This is a genomic window from Brenneria izadpanahii (assembly GCF_017569925.1).
Lineage (GTDB): Bacteria > Pseudomonadota > Gammaproteobacteria > Enterobacterales > Enterobacteriaceae > Brenneria > Brenneria izadpanahii.
The window spans coordinates 152,448-177,852 of record NZ_CP050854.1 but is presented as its reverse complement, the minus strand read 5'-3'; the positions used below and the strand labels follow the sequence as shown (position 1 = coordinate 177,852).

Below are 25,405 nucleotides of genomic sequence, written 5' to 3'. Positions count from 1 at the left end.
CAGGGGAGGGATCCGGTAGCCAGTATTTATCGGTGATATGCAATAAGCGGTTCGGGTAGGCTCTTCTGAAGAGGGGGAGTTTGCTGGTTCCAACCCCACCCCAACCCTCCCCTTCCCAGGGGAGGGAGTAAACCCAGTGTTTTAACGAATTATCTCCTACCCCTGACAAGGGAGGGAGTAGATTCAGCGCTGTTAACGGGTTGTCTCCTCCCCTGACAAGGGGGAGGCAGGGAGGGGGTAATCAACGACAATATTTCGAATCTACGTAAAAGCCTTTCCAGTAGTGGACTTGACCGTTATCCCCGCGCAGGCGCAGAGGAATCCTCATAAATAAAGAGGGATTGCCGCTGCGCGATGCCTTCACAATCGGAACGCGCTTACCGCGCCGCCAGCGACGCGGAATAGCCGTCTCATCCTTGAAACTCGCCTATCCTGTCGGCGTCCTCAGCGCTGATATCTCACGATCCGGCTGCGGTTCAGCAATAGCCTCATACCGTCGCCCTCAAGCTGAATGGCAAAACGTTTTTCCCACGGGCCATCCTGCGCCGTCGCCAGCAGACGGCCTTTACCCAGAGAAATCAGCGATGCGGTTATCGCCGCCGGACCGATGCCCATCACCAGCCGGTCGCCCGTAATCGCCAGTTCGCTGCGCCATTGCGGATAGAACCAGCGCCCTTGCGCCTGATCGATGCTGTCATCCGCTTCTACGGGAAGGAACCGACGGGGCACATGACCAATCTCCCCTTCTATCGCGATCCCGTTTTGCCGCAACCGCATCGGCATATGGCTGGAAAGCGATACCGCCTCGGCCGGATCGCGGCTGCGGTACAGCGTATCACTCGCCCCCAGCCAGCAGGCGGTATCGCCGCTAATCTCCAACCAGTCGCTGCCGCTGTCGGAAGCATACAGACCGCTGGTCAACGCATGTCCCGGCTGCGGCAACGGCTGCTCCAGCAGAGCGGCCATAATGCGCAGCGCGCCGTCGTAGGTGGCGACGTCTTCCCGGTTGGCGACCAACGCCACCCCGGCGCCCTGCCGCGGATCGAGCAGGAAATAGGTCTTATATCCGGCATGGGAACCGCCGTGCCCGACCAGATGCGCCTCGCCGAGCTGCGTATGGGCAATGCCCAGCCCGTATCCGGTGGTGCGGCCATCCGCCAACCGGCGCGGCGCGGAAAGCCGGGCCAGCACGCCGGCGCCCGGTCCGTCATCGCGCAGCAGCGCCTGTAGCCAAACGCTCAAATCGCGCACGCTGCCGGCCACGCTGCCGGACGCGGATAGATGCAGACCGGCGCTGGCCAACTGCCAGCCGCGATCTCCTTGCCAATAGCCGGGCACCAGGCCGGGAACGATATCAAACCAGGTTTCCGGCGCGTACAGGCGAATATTCAGCGGATCGCAGACGTGCTGTTGCAGCAAATCCGCAAACAATATCCCTTTGGCTTTTAACGCTTCCTCCACCAGCCGGTAGCCGGTGTTGGAATAGGAAATCTCACTGCCTGCCGGATAGTTCAGCTCCCCCATATCGGCTTCAAACTGAAGCAAATCGGCGGCCTGCGTCGCGTTGTAAACCGATAAGCCCAAAAGAGACAGGGTTTCGCGAATATCGTCCAGCCCCGCGGTCATATCCAGCGCCTGCCCCACGGCGACCTGGCCGTTCGCGCCGGTCAACTGCGGAAGATGCTGCGCCAGCGTATCCGTCAGCGATACCTTGTCTGCCATCGGTCCGGTGACCATCGCCGCGAACAGATGCTTGGTGACCGAAGCAAAACGCACCACGCTGCTGGTGCTGAACGGCGTGCCTTGAGCCAGATCCGCCAACCCGCCGCAGCAGGCGGCCTGAATCTGCTCGCGATCGAACAGCACAACGGCCCCGCCCGGTTGATGGTCGTGATCCCAGCGTTCTGTCATTGATTGGGCGACTTCCGTCGCCCGTTTCCAGTTCAACATTATGCCGGCTCCTCTAACGCCATACTTAACGTATAAAGTTCTGTCGTGTGCGGATGTTGCATTCGCCCCGCACGTAAATCCTCGGCGCTCAGTATCTCTACCATTTCGCCGTGCTGCATCACGCCGACCTGCTCGCACAGATGGGTGACCACCGCCAGATTGTGGCTCACCATCAGGTAGGTGAGTTTCCGCTCCTGACGGATATCCATCAATAGATTGAGAATTTCCGCCTGTACCGACACATCCAGCGCGGATGTCGGTTCATCCAGCAACAGCACTTCCGGCTCGGCGATCAGCGCCCGCGCGATGGCGACGCGCTGACGCTGCCCGCCGGATAATTGATGAGGGAAACGAAAACGCACCGTTGACGGCAGCCCCACGTCATCAAGCGCCTGAGCGATACGTTGTTCAGCGCGATCGATGTGATGCACCAGCAGGGGTTCCTGCAAAATACGATCGATCGTCTGGCGGGGATGCAGGGAACCGTAAGGATCCTGAAACACCATCTGCACCTGACGGAAGAAATCGCGGCCGCGATGGGCCGACAGCGCCATGCCGCCGAACAGTATGCTGCCCTGCCAATCATGGTTAAGCCCGGCCAACGCGCGTAAAATCGTCGATTTTCCCGAACCGCTTTCTCCGACGATGCCGAAGCTGGCGCCGCTTTCCACCTGAAAAGAAACCCCCTTCACCACGGCGGTCGAGCCGAATGAAATACGCAAATTATCAAGTGTAATCATCAGTTTTTCCAGGCTGCATCACGTTTCATCACCGGAAGACGATCCCGGGGATGTTTCAAAGAAGGAAGACATGCCAGCAGTCCCTGGGTATAAGGGTGCTGAGCCTGATGCAAATCGCTGGCGGCCAGCATTTCGACAATCCGGCCGGCATACATCACCGCCACCCGATCGCAGAAATGCGATACCAGCGGCAGGTCGTGACTGATTAGAATCAGCCCCATCCCCCGCTGCGACACCAGATCGTCAATCAGCTTCAAAATATCGGCCTGCACGGTGGCATCCAGCGCGCTGGTCGGCTCATCGGCAATCAGCAGTTCCGGATCGGGCGCCAGCATCATGGCGATCATCGCCCGCTGCCCCATGCCGCCCGACACCTCATGCGGATAGCGGATGGCGACCTGCCGCGGCTCCCGAATGCGCACCTGCTCCAACAGTTCGACCGCCGCCGCCATCGCCGCGCGTTTACTGCCGCCTTTGTGCTCCCGCCAGGCTTCCGCAATCTGCTGGCCGATGGTCATCACCGGATTCAGCGAGTATTTCGGATCCTGTAAAATAAACCCGACGCGCTTGCCGCGGATCTGACGCATGGTTTTTTCATTAGCGCCGCGCAGATCGATATCGTCAAAACTGAGTTTATCCGCCTGAATCTGCGCGTTGCCCGGCAGTAACTGCATCAGACTGCGGGCGGTCAGCGATTTACCGGAGCCACTCTCCCCGACAATGGCGAACTTCTCTTTACCAATGCTCAAGGATACGCCGCGCACCGCCTCGGACTTTTCATTCCCGTTGGTAAACGTGATGCGAAGATTTTCAATTTCCACCAGCATTTAACGCTCCTTTGGATCCAGTACGTCACGCAAACCGTCACCTAAAAAGTTAAACGCCAGCGAAGTCAGGAAAATTGCCACGCAGGGCATCAGCGGCACCCACCATTCGGTAAACAGGAAACGCCGCGCGGTGGCGATCATCGTTCCCCATTCCGGTGAAGGCGGCTGCGCCCCCATGCCCAGAAAGCCCAGGCTGGCCGCCGTGATGATGATCGAACTCATATCCAGCGTGATGCGAACAATCAGGCTGGGTACGCACAGCGGCATGATATGGCGCAGAATAATGCGCATTGGCGTCGCCCCGGTCAGGCGATTGGCGGCAATAAAGTCGCTGTGGCGGAACTGCATGGTTTCCGCCCGCGCCAGCCGGGCATACGGCGGCCAGGAAGTAAGGGCGATCGCCAGAATGGCGCTTTCCACGCCGGGCTTTAACGCCGCCACGAAGGCCAGCGCCAGAATCAGGCGCGGAAACGACAGGAAGATATCCGTCACGCGCATCAGAATCTTATCCAACAGCCCGCCGGCGTAACCCGCGACGCAGCCCACCAGCAAACCGATAGGCGCGGTGAGCGCCACAACGGCAATCACCATGCCCAGCGTGGTACGGCCGCCGTACAGGATGCGGGTGTAGATATCGCGCCCCAGCTCATCCGTGCCCAGCCAGTGCTTGGCGGAAGGCGGCGCCAGCCGGTTAGCCAGATCCTGAAAACCAGGATTGAAAGAGGTTAATAGCGGCGCCGCCAGCGACAACAGCAACACCGACAGAATAACCGCCAACCCCATCATCGCCATCGGGTTTGCCCGTAATCCCAGCCATAGCCGGTAGCGCCGGCCCCATACGGCCTGGCGGCGTGTTACGGGCGTTTCGTCGAGCAACCAAGCTCGTGATACAGGAAAAATCATTTTACGCGGGGATCCCAAAGTCGGTAGAGAATATCGGCACAAAGATTCAGCAAGACGTACAGGGTGCCGACTAACAGCGTGGTGCCAACCACCGGGTTCATATCGGCGTTCATCAACGCCGTGGTGAGGTATTGTCCCAGCCCAGGCCAGGAGAAGACGTTCTCCGTCACCACCGCGCCTTCCAGCAGACCGGCATAGGTCAGCGCCAGCACCGTCACCAGTTGCACCGCCACCGTCGGGAAGGCGTGACGCCAGATCACCCGGCGTGATGACAACCCTTTAGCCCGCGCGGTAATGACGAATTCACCGCTCAACGCATTGAGCATAAAGGTGCGCGTCATGCGCGTGATATAGGCCATGCTGAAATACGCCAGTATCAACACCGGCTGCGCCATATGGGCGACGGCGTCCTTAAAGGCGTCGTAATCGCCGGCCAGCAGGGAATCCACCGTCAACAGCCCGGTCACCTGCGGCACCATGTCCTGGAAGATAATGTCCTGACGTCCCGGCCCCGGCGCGATGCCCAGCACCGCGTAGAAAATCAGCAGGCTGAGCAGCGCCAGCACAAACACCGGCAGTGAATGCCCGGCCAGACAGACCACCCGGATGGTTTGATCGACCCAGGAGCCCTGACGCACCGCCGCCCATACGCCGAGCGGAATGCCGACCAGCGCGGCGATAATAATCGCCGCGGTCGCCAGTTCCAGCGTGGCGGGGAAAAAGCGCGCGATATCCGTTATCACCGGGTTGGAGGTCAGTACCGAATTACCCAGATCGCCTTGCAGCAGTTGATGCAGGTAGCGAATAAACTGTACCCATAACGGCTGATCCAGCCCCATTTCCTGACGCACGCGCGCCACTACCGATTCCGGCGCGTTGTCGCCGACTACCGCCAACACCGGATCGGTCGGCATTACCCGACCGATGAAGAATGTCAGCACCGACAGGCCGAACAACGTCAGAATCAAACTCCCCAGCGTACTGAGGAAACGTTTAAATACCGACATTACGCTTTTTTCACCTGCTCATAAGCACTATCACGCAGTACCGTCATGTTGACGCCACTGATATTCTTACGGCAGGCAATCGGCAGCGTACTCTGCATCAGCATAATAAACGGGCTGTGTTCCCGGTGTTCGCGCTGGATGGTTTCGTACAGCGCAATACGCTTATCCGCATCGCTTTCATGCAGCGCCTGCTCGGTCAGCGTATTGAACTTCTCGTCTGACCAGCCGCAGCGCCATGCCAGCGTGCGGTTACGGGCATTTTCGCCGTTATCGGTGTTTACGCAGAAGGTTTCGGTATTGGAGTTGGGATCGAAATAGTCCGCGCCCCAGGCGGTAATGGCCAACTGATGCTGACGGGCGCGCATTTTGGTCAATACCTGACGGTTCTCCGAAGAAATCAGCCTGACTTTGATGCCGATAGCCCCCAGTTGCGTCTGGATCGCCTGGGCGATATCGGGATAAGGCTGGGCGGAGTAGTGATCGAGGGTGATCTCGAAGCCGTCCGGGTAGCCTGCTTCCGCCAGCAGGGCTTTAGCCTTGGCGATATCCTGATGGAACGGGGTATCGTCCAGCGCGGCCGGGAATCCGCCGGGCAGAAAACTTTGATGCACGCGGTGCGTCAACGGAATGATGTTTTTCTGGATGCCTTCATAATCCACCGCCCACTTCAGCGCCTGCCAGACCTGCGGTTTTTTCAGCAGTTCATTGGTGGTGTTGCAGGACATCAGCATAATGGTGGAGACATCCTTGCGAATAACATGGTAATTGTCGTCATTCAGAATCGGGCGCAGCTGCTCGCTGGTCAGATCGCGGGCGATATCGACGTCCCCTTTCTGCAACATCAGCAACTGGGCGGACGGATCGACAATATGCTTCATGATGATGCGCTGAATTTTACTGTCCGTCGGGTAATGGGAATTTTTCTCCAGGATCACGCTCTCGCTGGCTTTCCATGCGCGCAGGGTAAACGCCCCCGAACCGGCGCTGTGCTGTTTCACCCAGGCGTTGCCCAGATCGTCCCCTTGCTGATTGGCCAACGCCGCTTTCTTCTGCACCACGCTGCCTACCGGCGCCGACAGACAATACAGCAGGAAGGTTTCCGCCGCGGGTTGGTCCAGATTAATCACCAGCGTATGAGCGTCCGGCGCGGTAACGTGCTGCTCAACGTTATCTTTGGTAAAACCGAACTGGTTAATGATAAACGCCGGGCTTTTGTCCAGTTTGACCACGCGCTGCAATGAAAACGCCGCGTCTTCCGCCGTTACCGCGCTGCCGTCGGAGAATTTGGCATTGGGATCGAGGTGGAACGTAAAGGTTTTTCCCTCGTTGCTCACTTCCCAACTTGTCGCCAGCTCGCCTTTCACTTCGCTCGGCTTCTCCGGATTCGGCATCACCAAACGCTGATAAAGGTTACCGGCGATTTCAGAACCGACAGACTCAAAACTTTCATGCGGATCGAGACTGGTCATGTTGTCCAACTGTATCGCCATCACCAGCATGGTGGGCGGAGTGGCGGCAAACGCGGAGTGAAGATTCAGATAGGAAAGGAATGGTACGGCGCCGCATCCGGCAAGAAAACGTCTCCTGGTAATCATAAACACCTCAACATGTTGATATTAAATAATTTTTTGTTTTTTATTTCATATTTTCGTCTTGACATCGGCAAACAAGGCGGGCTTAAAATGGATGAACTAAGGCGTGATTTTTTTCCTTAGCGGCGGTTCTCCATTTTAGTGCATCGGCACCAAAATGGAGCAATCCAACGCCCCATTACATCGCATCCAGAGCCGGTACTTGTGACTATGCCAGACAATCAGCTACCCATCAGTGAACCAATCCCTGTTTTCGACGGACATAATGACGTACTCCTGCGTCTTTGGTCTTCTCACCGGGCTAACCCGGCGGAAGCCTTTCTAAACGGGCCGGCGGCAGGCCAGATCGACCTGCCACGCATCCAGCAGGGCCGTTTTGCCGGCGGTTTGTTTGCCGCCTATGTTCCTTCGCCCAAGGCAGCAGCAAAATCTGTACCAGAAAGTGGGGGGCTGTTTGTTCCCCACGCCACGCCGACGATGGAAAACGCCAGAGAGGTAACGTTTTCATTAATTTCCACCCTGCTGCGCATTGAGGCGGAATCCGCCGGGCGGGCCAAAATTTGCCGTAGCGCGGCGGATATCCGTCAGTGTATGACCGAGGGCGTGCTGGCCATGGTGATGCATATTGAAGGCGCCGAAGCGATCGATCCCGATCTGGAACTGCTGGATATTCTGCACGCAGCCGGATTGCGCACGCTGGGGCCGGTGTGGAGCCGTCCGAATATTTTTGGCCAAGGCGTTCCGTTCCGTTTCCCTTCCTCCCCGGATACCGGAGACGGGCTGACGGAAGCCGGTAAACGCCTGGTGCGGGCCTGTAACGCCAAACGCATTATGGTGGACGTCTCGCATATGGATGAAAAAGGTTTCTGGCAAACCGCTGATATTACTGACGCCCCGCTGGTCGCCAGCCATTCCAACGCGCACGCGCTCTGCGCCCAATCGCGTAACCTGACGGACAGCCAACTGGCCGCCATTCGGGAAAGCGGCGGCTTTGTCGGCGTAAACTTCGGCACCATGTTCCTGCGCGAAGATGGGAAAAAAGATCCTAATGCGACGGTGGAAGAGATCGTCCGCCATGTTGATTATCTGCTGACCAAACTGGGCGAAGACGGCGTCGGTCTGGGTTCCGACTTTGACGGCACCACCGTTCCGCCGGATCTGGCCGATGTCGCCGGGCTGCCGCTACTGGTCGATGCGCTGGCCCGGCGAGGCTATGCGCGCCCATTGCTGGAAAAAATTTGCTACGGTAACTGGCTGCGCGTACTGGAAACCACCTGGGGAGCCTAGTTTAAAAATTCAGCACCGCAAAGGGAGTATGACCCCTGCTGTATGGCGTGGATATTGCATATATATTGCCGACAACGTTGTGCCTGACGGTGCAACAACCACCCAAAAGATACACGGGGCGTACTCCCATGCGTTTACGACACATTGAAATTTTTCAGGCTATCGTGCAAGCGGGAACCATCAGCGGCGCCGCTCGCTTGTTGAATGTTTCCCAACCTAACGTCAGCCGGGTGCTCAATCACGCGGAACAGCAGCTCGGTTTCGCGCTGTTTGAACGGCATACGCAAGGCATGATCGCCACGAAAGAAGGCCGCCGTCTGATCCCCCAAGTTCAAGAGTTGTATAAGCATCTGCAAACCATCAGCACATTGACTGAACAGATCAAAACCGGCAAAGAGCAATCCGTCCGCCTTGGCGCCGCGCATGCGTTTGGGCAGATGATTGTCGTCCCCGCTCTGGTGGAGTTTCATAAACAGGAAACGCGGATCGATGTGGAGCTGGTAACGGAGCACTTCAGCACCCTTTGCCTGAATATCCTGCAAGATCAGCTGGATTTCGCCCTGGTTTTCGGTCAGCAGGTGCCTACGGCATTGCTGGCGGAACCGTTGTTTCAGTCTTCCATGGTGGCGCTGCTGCCGAAAGACAGCCCGGTAACCGGCCCCGTATCGCTGGAATGGCTGTGTTCGAACAATCTATTGATGATGCAACATCAGGATCCGCTCGGACAGGTATTGCACCGGGCGTTGCGCGATCGGGATCTAAAACCGGCGTCCTCGCTGTACATCAAGACCTACTCGGTGATTGCCGATATGGTATTGGCCGGCGGCGGCGTCGGCGTGGTCGACCTTTTTACCGCCTGCCGTTATGCCGATCTGCTTAAAATCGTCCCTATCGACCAGCCGTTACCGTTCGAAGTGACGCTGATTAGCCGGCGGGATAATCCGCAGTCGCGGGCAACATTGCAGCTAAAACAGATGATGAAAAATAAATGCCGGGAGATCGCCAAGCAGTACGAAGCGCTATTGCATGCGGCATAGCCCGCAATTACACAGATGGTATTGAGTCCCGCTCTGGCGGCCCGTCGATTTTGTTCTACCCTGCCCAGAGACACAACGTTATAATCCCTCCATCATTTGCTTTACAGGTATGCACCAATGATTCGCAGTATGACCGCTTACGCCCGACGAGAAGTCAAGGGTGACTGGGGCAGCGCAGCCTGGGAACTGCGTTCAGTAAACCAACGCTATCTGGAAACCTACATCCGTTTGCCAGAGCAGTTTCGCAGTCTGGAGCCGGTTATCCGCGATCGTATCCGCACCCGTTTGACCCGCGGCAAAATTGAATGCAACCTGCGTTTTGATCTTGATCCGCGGGCGCAAAGCTCGCTGATTCTGAATGAAAACCTGGCCAAACAACTGGTTAACGCCGCCAACTGGGTAAAAATGCAAAGCGACGAAGGGGAAATCAATCCGGTTGATATCCTGCGCTGGCCCGGAGTGATGGCGGCGGAAGAACAGGATCTGGATGCCATCAGCGCCGAGTTGTTACAAGCATTGGACCGCACGCTGGATGATTTCATCAGCGCGCGGGAAAGCGAAGGCAATGCCTTAAAAACGCTGATTGAACAACGGCTGGCCGGCGTCAGCGCCGAAGTCGCCAAAGTCCGCACGCAGATGCCGAACATCCTGCAGTGGCAACGGGAACGGCTGCTCAGCAAACTGGAAGAGGCGCAGGTTCAGTTGGAGAATAACCGGCTGGAGCAGGAACTGGTCATCATGGCTCAGCGCATCGACGTCGCGGAAGAGCTCGATCGCCTGGAAGCGCACGTGGCGGAAACCTATAAAATCCTGAAGAAAGAGGAAGCCGTAGGCCGCCGGCTGGACTTTATGATGCAGGAGTTCAACCGCGAATCAAACACGCTGGCGTCTAAATCCATCAACGCCGACGTCACCGCCTCCGCCATCGAACTGAAAGTTCTTATCGAACAGATGCGGGAACAGATCCAAAATATCGAATAATTTCCACCCTGTTCCACCGACTGCCACAACGCCCTGTTTTCAGGGCGTTTTTGTTGCCATCAACGTCTACCGCGTACTACCCAAATCCATCGAAATCCACTGCCAAGTGGGTAGTACATTGGGTAGTACAATCGCTTTACAAGCCAAAATGTTCGTTTTATAACCTATGTACTACCCACTTTTTCGCGCAGGCCACGACTGACGGGCGCTGGCGGAAGACCTTAGGGAGGCAGGGCATGGGAAATCTGCCGTTAAAACCATACAGTCCATCCTGAAAGCGGGCCGTCCCGGACGATACAACGACGGTCAGGGGCTATACCTGATGCTGCCGCAGCGCGGCGAACCTTACTGGATGCTGCGCTATACCCTGAACGCCAAACGCCGTTCGCTCACGCTGGGCAAACCGTCCGATCTGTCGCTGGCGGAAGCCCGCTCTCAGGCCGAAGACGCCCGCAGGAAGGTCAGGAAAGGCGACGATCCCATCGCCGAACGTAAACGCAATCGCCCCGCCAGAATCCATACCGTCAACGATCTGTTTAACGACTGGAAACAGGATTTGGTACGACGCCTTAAGCACCCGCATATCCCACAGCGGATCTTCGCCAGAGAGATCGCGCCACACATTGGAGAACAGGCGTTAGGCAAGGTCACACCACTGGACATACGCGCCATCATCCAGCAAATCACCGCCAGCGGCAGGCCCTGCACCGCCAACGATGCGCTGATGTACCTGAAACAACTGTTTAATCACGGCATAAAACTTGGGCTTCTTGTCCATAACCCGGCGGCGGCATTCAAGGTGGATGATGCGGGCGGCATTGAAAAAAGCCGCGATCGGGCGTTGAGTCTGGAAGAGTTGACGCAGGTTTTTCAGGTATTCCGCAACCAGAGCGACAGCTTCACTCGCGATAACTATCTGGCTTGCGCATTACTGATCGTGCTTGGCGTACGCAAAAGCGAACTGACCGAAGCCCAATGGGATGAATTTTCCCTCGAAGACGCAACGTGGGAACTGCCTGCGACAAGGAGCAAATCGGGCGTCGCTATCGTCATTCCCCTACCCCCGCTGGCGCTGGAATGGCTGCGGGAATTGAAGATACGCGCCTGCGGTTCAGCATATGTATTCCCCAACCGCCGGGCCAGCGGTTCGCCGCATATGGGCAGCGATACCCTCAACCGGGCGATCGCCAAACTTTTCGGCCGCGAACCGGGAAGAAAAATTCAACCGCCCAACCGCATGGGTGAACTTGAACCGTTCACCGTACACGACCTGCGCCGCACCTGCCGCAGCCTGCTGGCCGCGTTAGGCGTTCCGGGTTATGTCGCCGAACGGTGCCTTAATCATAAGCAGAAAGGCGTTGAAGGCATTTACGATCGGTATGATTACTTTGAGGAGCGGCGAGAAGCGCATTGTAAACTGGCAGAGCTCGTTAAGCCGATTATTGAGAACGACGAGCTGCACAGCGTTTCGAACGAACAGAGCAATAACGTAGACAAGCGCTATTTTTTCGTAGGGTGATAATTCAGAATAATTTCGGCAAGATCGTCTTCGACGGTATAAAAATAGCAGGCAGGAACATCAAGCACCGCCGCCAGTCGGCAGGCAAGATCAAAATCAGGCGTATGCACACCGCGCTCATATTGGTTCATCCGCGCGCTGGCCGTGGCTTCATCAATACCCGCCAGAACCCCAAGCCGCTGTTGCGACAGGCCCGCTCTTAGTCTGGCTTCTTTTAAACGATGTGGCAGCATGAGGATCCCGACTTACACGATATGTAAGCCGTAGTTTTCACGCTAACCTATTGAAAATATACTAAGCATTACTTAGTGATGCTTTCTCAACTACGCGTTTTTATTGCTTAAATCCAGAAAGAGGGAGATTTAAAAAGCGTCGGTATTTTTCTGGCTGGCGTAAGTAAGGATGATTTCCGCTAAATCATCTTCAACAGTGTAAAAATAACTGGCAGGGGTATTCAACACAGCGGCTAACCTGCACACCAGTTCAAAATCAGGAGTATGCACGCCGCGCTCATATTGATTCATCCGTGCGCTGGCCGTCGCCTCATCGATACCGGCGAGCACACCAAGCTGCTGCTGCGATAAACCGGCTTTTAATCTGGCTTCCTTCAAACGATATGGCAGCATGAGAATCCCGACCGACTGGATAACCAGCGGTGATTTTCATGTCTGCCTGTTGAAAATGTACTAAGTATTACTTAGTATTGGTGTTGGAAAATTATTCTGTCTCTACGAGCAAGGAGGGAGCATGACTAACAAAATTGATATGCATCCGGCAGACATAATTGCCTCGTTACACAAGAAAAAGATAACGATGGCAGCGGTATCCCGACAGGCAGGATTAAGCTCTTCAACTCTGGCGAACGTGCTTACCCGCCCGTGGCCGAAAGGCGAATTTCTGATCGCGGAGGCATTAGGTATTCATCCGTCGGAGATCTGGCCGAGCCGCTACTTCGATGAAGAAGGCAACCTGATTGAACGCCACAAGCAGATCAGAAAAAGATCCGCCTGACTTCCCCCATTTTCACCCGACTTGCAGACGGATCGTGTTTTCCCCCACCAGAAAACGGCGATCTGGCATTCAACCCCGTCAGCATGCGGTTTTTGGTCATTCTCCCCACCTGACTCCGCTATATACGTGGATAGTGGGGGAACCCGGTTTTTTTGGGCCGGGTTCCCCCACCAGTACCACATAAGTAACACTTAATTCCCCACCTCAGCGCCAATCTGATCTTTTTCCCTGGCTGGCGGGGTTACCTGAAGAACGTGAACTGATGGGCCAGCCAGGGGAAAGGGCCTACGCCGTTCTGCCGTAGACCTGCTGCACATACCGCCCGCGCCCGTCTCCATGCCCTAAATCCATCGACACCAGCGAGCTGGCTTCCCGGTTGCTGAAACCGGGTATGGCTGCCGCCAGCCTGTCGGACTAGCGTTTGCATCTCCCGGCTTAATCGTGACATATGCTATCCCCTCATCCTCAATAACCTCTGTTCTCCGGCGCACGGCGATTTACGACACGGATTTACCGTGCCGCGCTGAACAATACCTGCGCGCCGGAGCGGCAGCGGTTGAGGTATGACGGGGATATCGGTTATGCACTCGGTGCAGCCGCCTGCATCAGCAGGGTAATCCCCTCAGGCTGAAAGCCTGCCTCAGGTATCGGTTCAGTCCTCCTCTGATAAGTGGGTTGATGAGAATTGACGCAGAAAATGTGCGTCAGATGACAGGGCACGCCGGAAAGCACTGTGGCGTGAGGGTTGCGCAGAGATCGTTAGCGGCGTCACTTGCAACGGCTTTGCGCCGTATGAAGTGACGCCGCTGCCTCATGGATGCATTCTCTGAGGCAGCAAAAGGCCGCAGACGGTTGCGCCAGCTATAAAGGTTGTGTACGCATCAGTGCGTATGCAAAAAGTAGTTGCTTCACGAAAAACAAACGGGATGCCGCTCTAAGGCGGTTGGGATAAGTCAGCTACCATCGCCGCAGCGATCACCCGCAAACTGATAGCGTGGCGGGTTGGGAGTCGACCACACAGATTGTGTCCTGCGCGTTGCCTTGAAGGTCGTGGCAACATGGGAGTGCTGCTTGCAGCAGCGGTGTAACAATGACAATTTACTGCGCCAAAATCCGTATATCAAGCGGCTAACGCGCTGCGCTTGTTGGCTCCTGAACGGATTTCCATTCCATAGAAATCCGTTAGGGAGCGCGGGAGTCCACACAAGGCACGATAAAAAATTTGTAAATTATTTAATAATCATCAAGTTAAACTTAGCGCTTACGAATAAATTTATAAAACCACCGTATCAAGATGACCTGCACCCCAGTTTTAACACACCGTAGTGTTAGTAATACTTGCTACCATCGTCGGCTCAGGGCATGAAGTAGGCGTAACTAAAGGCCGCACATAGGACTGCAAACGGATTCAGGCGAGAGGTGGACCTAACATTAATCAATAGGGGCAAGCCACTCTGATCGGCTACTGTTGTTACGATCAGAAATCCTTCTGCTTCATCACCACGCGCAAACGGCGTACTTCCTATGCTGCCATCAAAATTGGCTGACCACCCTTCCGATATAGTTCAGTGAACAGAATCTAGGTACTTGTTCATCGCGTTCAGCTTCTTCTGCCAGGTTAAGGAGGACGACGCAGTTATCTTTCGGCATAGCTGGTCCCTATGCAATTTGACTCTCAAAGCACAAAAAATGCCAAGAGATCACTAACTTTTACATTCGTATAAGGCTTGTGATGGACAACATCAACCACAGATGCCATAGTAAGCAATATTAAACAAAAAAATGTCTAAATGGGTCGAGTATGATTAAATGGTATCGTTTCAAAAATTTTTACTCATTTAAGGATGAGCAGCTAGTTGACCTTACTTTGAAGGCTAACTCTTCTGTATCCTCATTAGACCAGCCTTGGCTCGATACTCGCATAACCAAAGTACTGGCTGTAATGGGTGCTAATGGCTCTGGTAAATCAAACATGCTTAAACCTTTAGCGTTCTTAAGCTGGTTTTGTAGTGAATCATTCAAATCAATGGATAATTCAGACTCTCTACCGATTTATCCGCATATTTGTAATAAAAAAGAACCATCAGAGATTGAAATATGCTTTGTTGACAATAAGACTGTTGAAGATAAAATACATTATGTTGAATTTAAGTATCTATTAAAATTCAATAAAAAAAGAATATTACATGAAGAATTAAAATATAAAAGCAGCAGGCTGTTTTCATCTGTTTTCTATAGAAAATACGATGAGTCCACTAATTCATATAAAGTCAAAAGTGCTGATAACGACTTCACTCTCAGTGAGTTAAAAACAGTACCGCAGAATGCCTCTGCTATTTCTTACTTTAGAAGAAAAGGCAACAACATTATAGCTAATGCTATGCATTATATTTTTTATAGCATAGAAAACAACTTGAACGTTTTTGGTAAATCCAATTTCAACTATGGAAAAGTCCTTAAAGCTACAGAGTGTTATAATGAGGACCCTGAAGTTTTCGCAAAGGCAAAAAAGTACTTAACGAGAATGGATTTTGGTCTAGATGACATAATAATAAAAACAGAAGACATAATTGATAAAAAAACAGGCGAAAGTGAAAAAAAGGTGCTTCCATATGGAATTCACACTCACGAGGGTGAAAAATTCGAGATACCATTTATCATGGAATCTACTGGCACTCAAGCATGCTATTACTTCGTTTATAAATTAATTTCGGCATTACATTATGGCGGTGTGGCTGTTATCGATGAACTTGATAGCGATCTACATCCGTACATGATTAGAGAATTAATGGATATGTTTGCTAATGATGGAATTAACAAGTTATCTTCGCAACTCATCTTTAGCTGCCATACAGCAGAGGTTTTAAAATCATTAAAAAAACATAATGTATATTTAGTCGAAAAAGTGAATGGCATCAGTGAAGCTTGGCGTCTGGATGATATACAAGGTTTGAGAAGCCAAGACAATCTTTATTCTAAATATATTACTGGTGCATTAGGTGGCGTGCCAGACATCAATATTTGACGGATTTAAAAATGGCAAAGAAGAAAATAGTACGCCGTTCTATCAGAAAAACTTTATTACTAGTTGGGGAGGGATATGCCGAAAAAGCTTTTCTTTCTCATATGAAATCTCTTTTCTCGAATGGTACATTTAAAGTTTCTATTGTAACCGCTGGCGGGAAAGGTCCTGAGCATGTAATCACACATGCAATATCATGTAAAAAATGTGATGGATACGATTTTGTCGTTGTTTTACTTGACACTGATCTTCATTGGCCCCCCAAATACATCCAAAACGCATTAAATGCAGGAATAAATCTGATTGGTTCCGAGCCGTGTTTGGAGGGTTTACTTTTGGACATATTAGGTCAGGGAAAAGTTAACTCCAATAAAGGTTGTAAAGAGTTGCTACATCCATTATTGTCTGGGCCATGTACTGAAAGAGATAGTTACGCAGAATTATTTACTTTAGAAGTATTAAACGAATCCAGAATTAAAAAAATTAAATTTATTATTGAGGTATTGCAAGGGAAAGAGAAAAAATCACTCAGGATATGACTCAAAACAAACGAAATAGCGCATTTCTCTCCTAGTGCGCTATCTGCCTCATACCTAATAAACTGTATTAGCTTAGAACTGAGCTAACAATTACCGGTTATTTATACAAGTATCTGTCAGATTACATCTGGTTTAATTTTTTCTCGGCACAGATGCGCTTTCAATAAAGTAATGTTTCCATTGGCATTCTGCCACAGCATATTTTCCCCTGATAAGTTCGCTCATTATTATAGCGAGACAGCCATTCATCAAAATCCGATGTAATGTGTCTATATCGCCATACAGATTCTTACGGAACGTGACCTGATAAAACTCGTTCAGTATTTTTCTCCTGTAAATTAGCGTGTACACAATATTATGCTCTTTTTGCTTTATCTTAATAAATTATAGGCACAATCGCTTCCGACTACGGAAACAATTCCGTAAGCTTCCATCTCACAAAGTGAACCAGCTTTATATCATACATGTATGCAATCACAGATCATTTCGACGAAATAAGGAACTTCCGCTTCCAGCACTGAGCCGACTATCAAAGCGAATTGGAACCAGACAACCAGTTACATTCCTTAACCTATGAAGCCAGATAACGACTCTACAGGCCTATAAATATCCTAACCCAAACGGGTAGTTCATCGGGTAGTAAACCGCCGCAATCACAGACAAAATCATACTAACAAGCTAATTTCTAATATCTTTTATTCATATTCAATAAACAGATCCAAAATATCGAATAATTTCCACCCTGTTCCACCGACTGCCACAACGCCCTGTTTTCAGGGCGTTTTTGTTGCCATCAACGTCTACTGCATACTACCCGAATCCACTACTAGGTGGGTTGATGCTGCTGCCAAAGATTTGGCAGAAGCTATAACCCTAGAATGAGTGCTGAATATATTATCCAGGGATTCAAATTTCCTTTGGGTAATACCTATGAGATAACCTTTTCCCTCCTACGATATGAAGCTGCGGGAATCCTTCTCGGTCCAGTAACGGTGGGGGGTATCATGTATAGTGTCTGGTATGGAGTGCAGAAATGATCACGCAAGAGAAGGCCTTGCAAATAGCAAAGGATTATGCCGAACAACACGGGCGTGGGTGGGATAAACGTTACCACGAAGCCAGTCCTATCACCTTGAAAGGTGAACCTGTATGGATGGTTTCTACATCTGACGTTTCATATTCTGACGAGCTTCCGTGGATGATGGATCATATGCCAAGCCCTTCATATTATTATATCAGTATGGTAGAAGCGAAATGTATTGCGCTAGGAAATCGACCGAATGAATTTCAAAGAGTAAGTGAGGATAATTAGATATTTTCCTTCATAATTAGGAAGACAATTTTTCATAATGACAAAAACATCTAATTATTGAACATCAGGATGTTTAATCGTAGTAATTAAGGCTTCAGGATAAGCAACGTCTTGTTTTAATCGCCGCCACTTTCCTTTTAGGATCCCCCTCAGGCTGAAAGCCTGCCTCAGATATCGGTTCAGTCCTCCTCTGATAAGTGGGTTGATGAGAATTGACGCAGAAAATGTGCGTCAAATGACAGGTCGCGCCGGAAAGCGCTGTGGCGTAAAGGCTGGCGCAGAGATGGTTCGGTTTACTGGGATACTTACACAACGAAGCGCTACACTGCTTCATTGAGTTGCTCCTTGTTTTTTCACCATTCGGTTGAAAAAAATCAAAAGCAAAATCAACACCATGAATTGACATTATCCGCTTCTGTCATATAAATAAATCATAAGGAGCATTTAGTTATTTATCTCCTTGGTTAACTCAGCTTCACCAGTAGCGCGATTAAAGTAAAGATAAAAAAGGTCGCTATTTGCCTGTTCCGGCTTTATCCAGATTTCTGCCTCACTCGAATGATTTCTCTGTTTGATGTAGCCCAGATTTTTTAAATACGCTCGTAATGGCTCAACACCTGATACCCCTCTGAAAATAATAGTATTCGATGGCGCATAGCCGTCGCCTGGATGTGATTCAAAGTGATAGTCGCCGGATATACGGGGAGCTTTTTCAATCTCTTTTTCCGTCAGGGTATGATAATTAAAAAAGTCGTTTTCTGTGTATGTGGTTGTTTCATTGATACCCGACGCAACAAGATAGACAAACAGCCAGCAAAGGATAAGCCCAGAGACAATTGACAGTCCGACCCACTTCACTACTTTCAGCATGATTACTCCACTCCCTTGTATGAGAGCGATGTTCCATCGCTTGTAATAACTTTAACAATCCCGGAGGCAAAGTCATCCCACGGACGTAACCATGTCATAAAGTGAGGCAAATTAGCCGTATATGGCTGGCGCATTACACAGGGATCATCAGGGTCAGGAAAAATAATCGGCCGGAAACCTTTATTTTTATATGCGCCAATAGCACCGTAATAGTCCCATCTGCGTACCGCCGCCTCGTAACTTACCGGTTTGAGACGATAACCATAACGGCCCGGTATAATAGCCCGGTAAAATCCGAACAGATCAGAAACCAGGTCTTCACCGCTAAAACCGCTATCCGTATACCAAGAGAATCCCCGTAAACTTTGCAGTCTCTCAAATTGGGAAGCGGTATTTATCATCATAGCCAGCATGATCCTGTTAATATCTTCGGAGTTACGACCACGCTTAATTTCCCAGCGGGAAAATTTTCCCACACCAAACTGCGAGCTAAATTTGGTGAGGTGCATATCCTGCTTGTACATCACCGTGTAGAAAGGTTTATCGCTGTGCTCCCCTAATGTGAACTGGCTTTTTAGCGAATCGACATCACTACCGCGAGCATGCCCCATATCCACCCAGCCCAGCACCTCTGTATAAACAATCCCTGAACGTAGCACGTCAAACTGTGCTCCATCCTTTATATCCGCTCTGGTGCTCACCTTTTTATCTCCTTACAGGTTGGTATTGCCAATGCTATCGCCAATTTTTAATCCCGTCCACACAAGGGGCAATTTCAGCGACTTAGAGCCTGTCCCAACAGGTGTTATCATAATTTATAACAATGACATTATTTATTATGAAACTATTATGGTGACGAGCTATTTATTAAAATCAGAATAAATACCATACATTGAAATTATCCACGTCTGTCATATAAATAAATTAAGCATAAGGAATATGCGTTTATTTAATTATATGAAAAGGAGTTCATATGGTCGCAAATAATACTTTTAATAAGATCAACGCGGGTAAGCGTTCGCTTCATGGAAGAGTTAGCGAAACGAATCTCTCACACAACCAGCTTCGTTCGCATTGCGTCAGTGTCAGGCTGTAGCGGCACACTGAATTTGTCCACCTGAACAGAGGTGATATGCTCACCTCAGAACAACACAGGTGCACCCAATGAAAAAAAAGAAATTTTAGTGCAGAGTTCAAACGTGAAGCGGCTCAGTTGCTTGTCGATCAGAACTACACCGTTGCTGAAGCAGCAAAAGCCACGGATATTGGCCTTTCAACAATGACCCGATGGGTTAGACAATTACGGGACGAACGACAGGGAAAAACACCGAAAGCCTCTCGCATTACCCCGGAACAAATTGAAATTCGTGAGTTGAAGAAAAAACTACAACGTATTGAAATGGAAAATGAAATATTAAAAAAGGCTACCGCGCTCTTGATGTCAGACTCCCTGAACAGTTCTCGTTAATCGGAAAGCTCAGGGCGCGTTATCCCGTGGCTACACTCTGCCACGTATTTGGGGTTCACCGCAGCAGCTATAAATACTGGGAATGCCGTCCTGATAAGCCGGACAGCAGGCTGACCATCAAAGCGCTGGAAATGGCGTGGGAAGTTCGCGGCAAACCAGCCGGGGTGATGTTCCACAGCGATCAGGGCAGCCATTACAGTCTGGCAGTATCAAAGGGGTGTATGAGTCAGAATGAGAGGTCTTGTCAGTGGCTTTATTAGCTACGAATATTCGTTTGAGAACAATAAAAAACTACTTGACTATAGATTAGAACAACAAGCACAGATCATAGCTGATTACTTTTTACTGCGTAAATTCGGGCTTAAGGTTTAGTTGGCAAGAAGAGGTAAAGATCGTGAAGTTTCCTATGTGGAGCCTATAGACAACCAGTCTTAATGCAAATTATCAAAAAGTTCTTGAAGGGTTTCCATTCAAATGACCATTTTAAATAAATCCGTAATCTCATTAATCATCCTTCTGAGTGGTTGCACACTGGGTGACAACCTGGAGCATCGATATACTAAAGAAACATTAATTCCTGCTCACATGAGAAATAGCGATGTATGTCTTTCCTTACCAATACAAAGCAATGAGACTGTGGTATCAGCAATCACTTACAATATTGAAAACCCCTTAGAACAGGTCATTTTCCCCTCTGATAAGCAACCAAAATCTGGTCTTTTTTGCATTCTGCCTAGTGAATTTAAGTTTAAAATGGGCCAGAAGTATCTCACTCAGATCGAAGTGAATATAAGGGCAGATGGGGAGGATAAAAAATCCACACGAAAAGCATATGTCTCAACCTTCCAGGTCGTACTAAAAGGCGACAGCTTCAATATTATTCAAACGGTTCATAAATAAAAAAATACCCGCACTCCTATGTGCGGGTTAGTTTATCTAGAACAGTTTCAAATATTTCTATACATACGATTCATAATACACTGGTTCTATGTCGCGAGTTTATTGACCTTCTGACCGGCTCCCCATAGATTAATACAGCATTAGGTTAGAAACGCCCGCTGGCACTGACCTGACTATCAGGGCGAGTTGGAACCAAAAAGCCCGAATTATAACCATGCACTCCCCACGACGGACGTAACACCTTACCGCACCAGCGTTACCTCACTTTTAAAGTGATGTGCGCATTAATGGTTAACAACCTTCAAACTCTGCTGAAAACCAGAGAACCCGGCAAATACGCTGATAGCGGGGAAATTAGGTTGACGAATAAACGGTAACTTGAAGATACTCAAACTCGCAGGCTTAAGTTAACGGAATATTTTTATGAACAAATTGTTAAAAGAGTTGCAAAATGAATTTCAACATTTACAGGGAAATATACAAATCCCGAAAGAAATAGAACTGCTTTATCAATGGATCGAAAAACACGGTCTTATTGAAGCGACAGATGGCCTTATTAATACGCCTAATGGTACTTTTGGCAACCCTGACATTTATCATTATGGCAGAATTAGCGCTGATTACGAGTTTAATCCAGATATAACGTTTAGCACCAATGGTCAGCGGGCGCTTAAACATTGGTTTAATCTTCCTGAAGTAACAAATGAAATATCATCCAGGCTCGTTGTATTCGCAGACAGTGGTTACGATGGGTCGCTTCTCGCATTTTGGGTGAATGATAATAATGAACTCAAATTTGTTCACATGGGTTCTGGTTCTGGCTCAATGCTTTGTTGTATTATTGCAAATAGTGCAAAAGAATTTCTTTCTTTGCTTTCAATCGGATATGGTCAATTAGGCGATGTTTTTGATTTCTCATTGTCCCCTGAAGAAATAGACGATGAAGAAGAAATAAAGATAAATCATGAGTTTGTTGAATGGTTGGATAATTCATTTGGCATTAAAAGACTTCATGATGCCGGCAGCATCATAAAAGAAACGCCACAAATAGGCGATGAAAATACAAATGATCCATTTTGCTTATGGTGTAATAAGCAATTCCCACAATGATATGCGCGTTATAGTTCAAGGTGCAGCGGCATCAAGCTTGCCGGCTATGTAGATTCAGACCTTATGGTAGGCCGTTACTGCACCTAAAGTTTATTGGGTTCCTGTTGTTATAGTGGAAAACCAATTTATCTTTTTGGGGAAAAATATTAAATCGCCAGACCGTTATGCCTTTCAGCTGAAAACTCACAAACCGTGTTGGCGGCAAAGCAATCACCCACTCAAGAGCCGATGCATTGTGTTAACAAAACCCTGTCGTATAGTCTGACTGAAGGAAGGTAAATGTCGGATTTGTTATTGATGCTTATTGATAGATCACGGCATGCATAATCTGGTTTTTTCAGGAAGAGAGGGCAAAAATGCATAGCCATTTTCGTCAAGCGCATTAAAGATATCCAGCACGCCCCGATCGGTGTTAATTAAAAGACGCGTATCAAGAGGGATATCTTTATCTCCCATCGTAAAAATGCTTTGCCCTAAAGAAACCGATAGCATGGCGCCACCGAGCAGCGGGTTAAGTTCAGTTAGGCCATTTTCAGTCCAGCGAATATGACTATCGTATATATCAAAGGGTAACGAGGAATCGTTCGCCAGCCATAACGTATCGAATTCTGACCAGGCAACAGCGACCATCCCGCCATTGTCAAACATCAATCTGATGGGCAAATCATTCCATGGTTCCCATTCATCATAAAGCACTTCGGCAGTAGCGTAGCCCGCCAGTCGGGCTCCGATCAATCGCGCAAATGCCATTTTTATTGCTTCGACTTTGTTCATCATGCATCCGCGCGTTGAAAAGCCCTGAGGGACTTTTCATACATAAGCATCTGTAAAACGTTAATTACCACATCAAATCATCGGGCACTTTAAAATCGGCATACGGATCGTCTTCATCTTGCTCTTCCTGGCTAAGCGCACTATTTAATACAATACTGCTCGCATCGCGCTGCGCAATTTTATCGGCTACGCTCGCAGGGATAATCACGTATTCACTCTCGCCGCTATTACCAACAACCAAACGGGCGATAGCGAGACGACCACTAATCAGTTGAGCCTGAGTAGGCTTATCCACAACTATTTTTTTTATTAGATTATTATCTGTGAAGTTAAAACCAATATCGCCTTTTGATATGTCGATTCTGTTCATTTCAATGAGCTGCTTCACCTGAGCTTTATACTCTTTAGATAAAGCAGCTTGTTTCTGTTGTTCGTTTAGCTGTTTATCACGCTCAATTTGTGCTTTTTTATTTTCTTCCACGGCCGCTCTTGCCTCACGGGCCTGAACGCGTGATTTTTTAGCCGTTCTTTGGACCTTGGCCACTTTTTTGCTGGTCACTAATCCAGCTTTTAGCATCTGCTCTTGTAAGGTGAGTTTTGTCATCTTCGTTTCTAAACCAGTTGAATAATTTGTGGGATTATACCTGTAATTTTTGAGGCTGTACCAGGCCGCAGAACCTGATCGCCGTGTGGCTTGAGTTTGGCGGGGTTTATCAGAGGCCGGCGTGGCCTGCTCTCAGGGTTAGACACAACGCTCAGTGAATAATCCGGCTCCTGGCGCTGAACCGACTATCAGGACGAATTGGAGCCAGACCGCCAGCTACATTCCTTAACCCATGAAGCCAGATAACGGCTCTATAAGCCCGCTAGAAAACTGCGCGCGGTATCAATCGCCTGCTCATACGGGTAGTAAACCTTCACGGATCACATAAAAAAACAACAAACTGATTTTTAATACTTTTATTTTATATTCAACGCGCCAACTGGTTGCCGCAACGCCCTATTTTCAAGGTATATTTTTTGCTACTCGGATTCACTCTGTACTCGCCAAATCCACCAAATAAGAAAAGGCCATATTCGCTTATTAATTTAAACAAGGAATACGGCCTTATTGTCCGGCTTAGTAATAACCGAGTAATTTCCACCATACCAAGCCGACGGTGAAAATCAGTAGGACGTTGACGGTGACAATTAAAAAATTAATTTTATAGAAACGCGCGCGTTCAAAATATCCCTGAGCAAAATAAATCGGCCCCGGACCTCCGCCGTATTCCGTCGTACTCCACATCAGGTTGCTAAAAATACCGAAGCAGATGGCGACCATCATCGGCGGAGCGCCTGCGGCGATTGCCGTCGCGGCAAAAGGAACATACAGCGCCGCGACATGTCCGGAGGCGGTGGCAAAAAGGTAGTGCACATAAATATACAAAACCCCCAATAACACAAACGTTTGTATCGCGCCGAAGCCATGAACAGAGTTGCCTAATATCGCGGCCATCCATTTAATAAAGCCCAGATCGGATAGGCCGCCGGCCAGACTGATAATCACGCTAAACCAGATGACGGTATCCCAGGCGGCATGATCGTTAAGCAACGCTCTCCAGTCAACGGCGCGAACCGCGAATAGATAGGCCGCAAGCCCCAGACCAACCGATGTGGCGGATAACCCGGTTATCAGGCTGGTTCCCCATCCAATCAACGCGAGAACAAAGCCGAATGCGACTTTTTTCTCCACCAGCGTCATGGGCCCCAACGCTTCCAGCGAACGGCGGCCCATTTCTTTTGCTTCGGGAGTATGCTTTAACTCTGGATTGAGAATTTTATACAACAACAGGGGCATCAGACAGAAGCAAACCATAGCGGGAACGACAGCAGCAACAAACCAGCCGCCCCAGGTGATTTCCACGTCCAAAGCGTTTTTTGCCAGACTGCTGACCAGCGGATTTGCCGCCATTCCCGTCAGAAAGATGGCGCCGGTGATCGGCGTAAACTGAAAGCAGACCATGGTAAGAAAATCACCGATCTTCTTCCCGGTTTCGCCCGGAGCGGATCCCAGAACACCATTAATCGAACGCGCAATCGGAAAAATGATCCCGCCGGATCGCGCCGTTACCGAAGGCATGGCGGGCGCCATAACCAAATCGGATACGCCTAATGAATAGGCGATACCAAGACTACTGCCGCCAAATAACGACAGCATCTTATACGCGATTCGGTTCCCCAAACCGGAAGTCACGAAACCAAGAGAAAGGACATAGGCGCAAAATATCAACCACACGGTTCCGCTGGAAAAACCGGATAATGCTTTCGCTTCCGTTAGCGTATTGGTAAAAATCGTCACGCAAAGCGCAATTAACATAACCGCGCCGGAGGGTAATGGCTGTGTCAGAATTGCCGCGATAGTCGCGGCAAAAATAGCAAACATATGCCATGCCTGAGGCGTAAGACCTTCCGGGATAGGACACAGCCAAATTATTCCGCCGATGGCGATAGGAATAATCGCGGCAATGACCTTTTTCCCCGTAGATGATCCAGATGACATAATCATCTCCTCAA

The 25,405-nt window shown here is 50.0% G+C and carries 23 protein-coding genes and 4 pseudogenes; 11 read left to right on the top strand and 16 right to left on the bottom strand.

Translation table 11 applies throughout. From position 1 onward, the window contains the following. Positions 1 to 444 precede the first annotated feature (444 nt). The 6 genes from HC231_RS00775 to HC231_RS00750 are packed head-to-tail and all read right to left on the bottom strand — an operon-like array spanning position 445 to position 7,022. Entirely contained in the window at positions 445 to 1,953 is a 1,509-nt protein-coding gene (locus HC231_RS00775; protein ID WP_208231175.1) for a serine hydrolase domain-containing protein, read from the bottom strand. After that, the gene (locus HC231_RS00770) at positions 1,950 to 2,690 is read right to left on the bottom strand and encodes an ABC transporter ATP-binding protein (protein WP_208229298.1); all 741 of its coding nucleotides are present in this window, start codon (positions 2,688 to 2,690) and stop codon (positions 1,950 to 1,952) included. Before HC231_RS00770 ends, HC231_RS00775 begins: the two co-directional genes overlap by 4 nt. Continuing rightward, a complete protein-coding gene (locus tag HC231_RS00765; RefSeq protein ID WP_208229297.1) occupies positions 2,690 to 3,517 on the bottom strand; it encodes an ABC transporter ATP-binding protein in 828 nt (275 codons plus the stop codon). The genes HC231_RS00770 and HC231_RS00765 overlap by 1 nt, the downstream gene beginning before the upstream one ends. Then, positions 3,518 to 4,420: an ABC transporter permease gene (locus HC231_RS00760; RefSeq protein ID WP_208229296.1), complete on the bottom strand. Its 903-nt coding sequence runs from the start codon at positions 4,418 to 4,420 to the stop codon at positions 3,518 to 3,520. Beyond that, the gene (locus HC231_RS00755; RefSeq protein ID WP_208229295.1) at positions 4,417 to 5,427 is read right to left on the bottom strand and encodes an ABC transporter permease; all 1,011 of its coding nucleotides are present in this window, start codon (positions 5,425 to 5,427) and stop codon (positions 4,417 to 4,419) included. The genes HC231_RS00760 and HC231_RS00755 overlap by 4 nt, the downstream gene beginning before the upstream one ends. Beyond that, positions 5,427 to 7,022: an ABC transporter substrate-binding protein gene (locus HC231_RS00750; RefSeq protein ID WP_208229294.1), complete on the bottom strand. Its 1,596-nt coding sequence runs from the start codon at positions 7,020 to 7,022 to the stop codon at positions 5,427 to 5,429. Before HC231_RS00750 ends, HC231_RS00755 begins: the two co-directional genes overlap by 1 nt. A gap of 207 nt (positions 7,023 to 7,229) precedes the next feature. Here HC231_RS00750 and HC231_RS00745 point away from each other — a divergent pair, with 207 nt between their 5' ends. The 4 genes from HC231_RS00745 (at position 7,230) to HC231_RS00730 (ending at position 11,843) form a co-directional block, all read left to right on the top strand. Further along, positions 7,230 to 8,306, top strand: a complete 1,077-nt coding sequence (locus HC231_RS00745) for a dipeptidase (protein ID WP_208229293.1) — start codon at positions 7,230 to 7,232, stop codon at positions 8,304 to 8,306. 128 nt (positions 8,307 to 8,434) lie between these two features. Continuing rightward, entirely contained in the window at positions 8,435 to 9,343 is a 909-nt protein-coding gene (locus HC231_RS00740; RefSeq protein ID WP_208229292.1) for a LysR family transcriptional regulator, read from the top strand. A gap of 117 nt (positions 9,344 to 9,460) precedes the next feature. Beyond that, complete coding sequence (locus tag HC231_RS00735) at positions 9,461 to 10,324, top strand: YicC/YloC family endoribonuclease (RefSeq protein WP_208229291.1); 864 nt, start codon at positions 9,461 to 9,463, stop codon at positions 10,322 to 10,324. Between the two features lie 322 nt (positions 10,325 to 10,646). Beyond that, positions 10,647 to 11,843 carry a tyrosine-type recombinase/integrase gene (locus tag HC231_RS00730; protein WP_208229290.1) on the top strand — a complete coding sequence of 399 codons (1,197 nt, stop codon included), beginning with the start codon at positions 10,647 to 10,649 and terminating at the stop codon, positions 11,841 to 11,843. Here the strand turns inward: HC231_RS00730 and HC231_RS00725 are convergent. After that, positions 11,825 to 12,076 (bottom strand): helix-turn-helix transcriptional regulator, encoded by a 252-nt coding sequence (locus tag HC231_RS00725; RefSeq protein ID WP_034918379.1) that lies wholly within the window; start codon positions 12,074 to 12,076, stop codon positions 11,825 to 11,827. The genes HC231_RS00730 and HC231_RS00725 overlap by 19 nt on opposite strands. 129 nt (positions 12,077 to 12,205) lie before the next feature. Beyond that, on the bottom strand, positions 12,206 to 12,469 hold the full coding sequence (locus HC231_RS00720) for a helix-turn-helix domain-containing protein (RefSeq protein WP_208229289.1): 264 nt from the start codon (positions 12,467 to 12,469) through the stop codon (positions 12,206 to 12,208). 121 nt (positions 12,470 to 12,590) lie between these two features. Between HC231_RS00720 and HC231_RS00715 the strand changes: the two genes are divergently transcribed. Next, positions 12,591 to 12,854 carry a helix-turn-helix domain-containing protein gene (locus HC231_RS00715; protein ID WP_208229288.1) on the top strand — a complete coding sequence of 88 codons (264 nt, stop codon included), beginning with the start codon at positions 12,591 to 12,593 and terminating at the stop codon, positions 12,852 to 12,854. Positions 12,855 to 13,139: 285 nt separating this feature from the next. Here HC231_RS00715 and HC231_RS23805 read toward each other — a convergent pair. Then, a pseudogene (locus HC231_RS23805) lies at positions 13,140 to 13,241 on the bottom strand (integrase domain-containing protein); the annotation flags it as partial. A 1,067-nt stretch (positions 13,242 to 14,308) separates the two neighbouring features. Further along, positions 14,309 to 14,418, bottom strand: a pseudogene (locus HC231_RS00710) (SOS response-associated peptidase); the annotation flags it as partial. Positions 14,419 to 14,655: 237 nt separating this feature from the next. Here HC231_RS00710 and HC231_RS00705 point away from each other — a divergent pair. Next, complete coding sequence (locus HC231_RS00705; protein WP_208229287.1) at positions 14,656 to 15,879, top strand: AAA family ATPase; 1,224 nt, start codon at positions 14,656 to 14,658, stop codon at positions 15,877 to 15,879. 11 nt (positions 15,880 to 15,890) lie between these two features. Continuing rightward, positions 15,891 to 16,415: an RloB domain-containing protein gene (locus HC231_RS00700; RefSeq protein WP_208229286.1), complete on the top strand. Its 525-nt coding sequence runs from the start codon at positions 15,891 to 15,893 to the stop codon at positions 16,413 to 16,415. Between the two features lie 160 nt (positions 16,416 to 16,575). Here the strand turns inward: HC231_RS00700 and HC231_RS00695 are convergent. Next, positions 16,576 to 16,751, bottom strand: a pseudogene (locus HC231_RS00695) (IS481 family transposase); the annotation flags it as partial. Positions 16,752 to 17,448: 697 nt separating this feature from the next. Between HC231_RS00695 and HC231_RS00690 the strand changes: the two are divergent. Then, positions 17,449 to 17,727 carry a hypothetical protein gene (locus HC231_RS00690; RefSeq protein ID WP_208229285.1) on the top strand — a complete coding sequence of 93 codons (279 nt, stop codon included), beginning with the start codon at positions 17,449 to 17,451 and terminating at the stop codon, positions 17,725 to 17,727. A 444-nt stretch (positions 17,728 to 18,171) separates the two neighbouring features. On the opposite strand, the gene HC231_RS00685 is transcribed toward HC231_RS00690, so the two are convergent. Both HC231_RS00685 and HC231_RS00680 read right to left on the bottom strand, forming a co-directional pair. After that, the gene (locus HC231_RS00685) at positions 18,172 to 18,597 is read right to left on the bottom strand and encodes a hypothetical protein (protein WP_208229284.1); all 426 of its coding nucleotides are present in this window, start codon (positions 18,595 to 18,597) and stop codon (positions 18,172 to 18,174) included. A 2-nt stretch (positions 18,598 to 18,599) separates the two neighbouring features. Further along, positions 18,600 to 19,298, bottom strand: a complete 699-nt coding sequence (locus HC231_RS00680) for a hypothetical protein (protein WP_208229283.1) — start codon at positions 19,296 to 19,298, stop codon at positions 18,600 to 18,602. Positions 19,299 to 19,810: 512 nt separating this feature from the next. On the opposite strand from HC231_RS00680, the pseudogene HC231_RS00675 reads away from it, so the two are divergent. The 3 genes and pseudogenes from HC231_RS00675 to HC231_RS00665 form a co-directional block, all read left to right on the top strand. Continuing rightward, positions 19,811 to 20,181 (top strand): annotated as a pseudogene (locus HC231_RS00675) (transposase); the annotation flags it as partial. Between the two features lie 358 nt (positions 20,182 to 20,539). After that, entirely contained in the window at positions 20,540 to 20,965 is a 426-nt protein-coding gene (locus HC231_RS00670) for a putative T6SS immunity periplasmic lipoprotein (RefSeq protein ID WP_208229282.1), read from the top strand. A gap of 423 nt (positions 20,966 to 21,388) precedes the next feature. Beyond that, positions 21,389 to 22,075, top strand: coding sequence for a hypothetical protein (locus HC231_RS00665; RefSeq protein ID WP_208229281.1), 687 nt, complete (start codon positions 21,389 to 21,391; stop codon positions 22,073 to 22,075). Between the two features lie 312 nt (positions 22,076 to 22,387). Here the strand turns inward: HC231_RS00665 and HC231_RS00660 are convergent, their stop codons facing one another. From HC231_RS00660 to HC231_RS00650, 3 genes are all read right to left on the bottom strand, one after another. Next, a complete protein-coding gene (locus tag HC231_RS00660) occupies positions 22,388 to 22,852 on the bottom strand; it encodes a hypothetical protein (RefSeq protein ID WP_208229280.1) in 465 nt (154 codons plus the stop codon). A gap of 61 nt (positions 22,853 to 22,913) precedes the next feature. After that, positions 22,914 to 23,453 carry a DUF2058 domain-containing protein gene (locus HC231_RS00655; RefSeq protein ID WP_208229279.1) on the bottom strand — a complete coding sequence of 180 codons (540 nt, stop codon included), beginning with the start codon at positions 23,451 to 23,453 and terminating at the stop codon, positions 22,914 to 22,916. A gap of 516 nt (positions 23,454 to 23,969) precedes the next feature. Continuing rightward, positions 23,970 to 25,391, bottom strand: coding sequence for a DASS family sodium-coupled anion symporter (locus HC231_RS00650; protein WP_208229278.1), 1,422 nt, complete (start codon positions 25,389 to 25,391; stop codon positions 23,970 to 23,972). Positions 25,392 to 25,405: the final 14 nt, after the last annotated feature.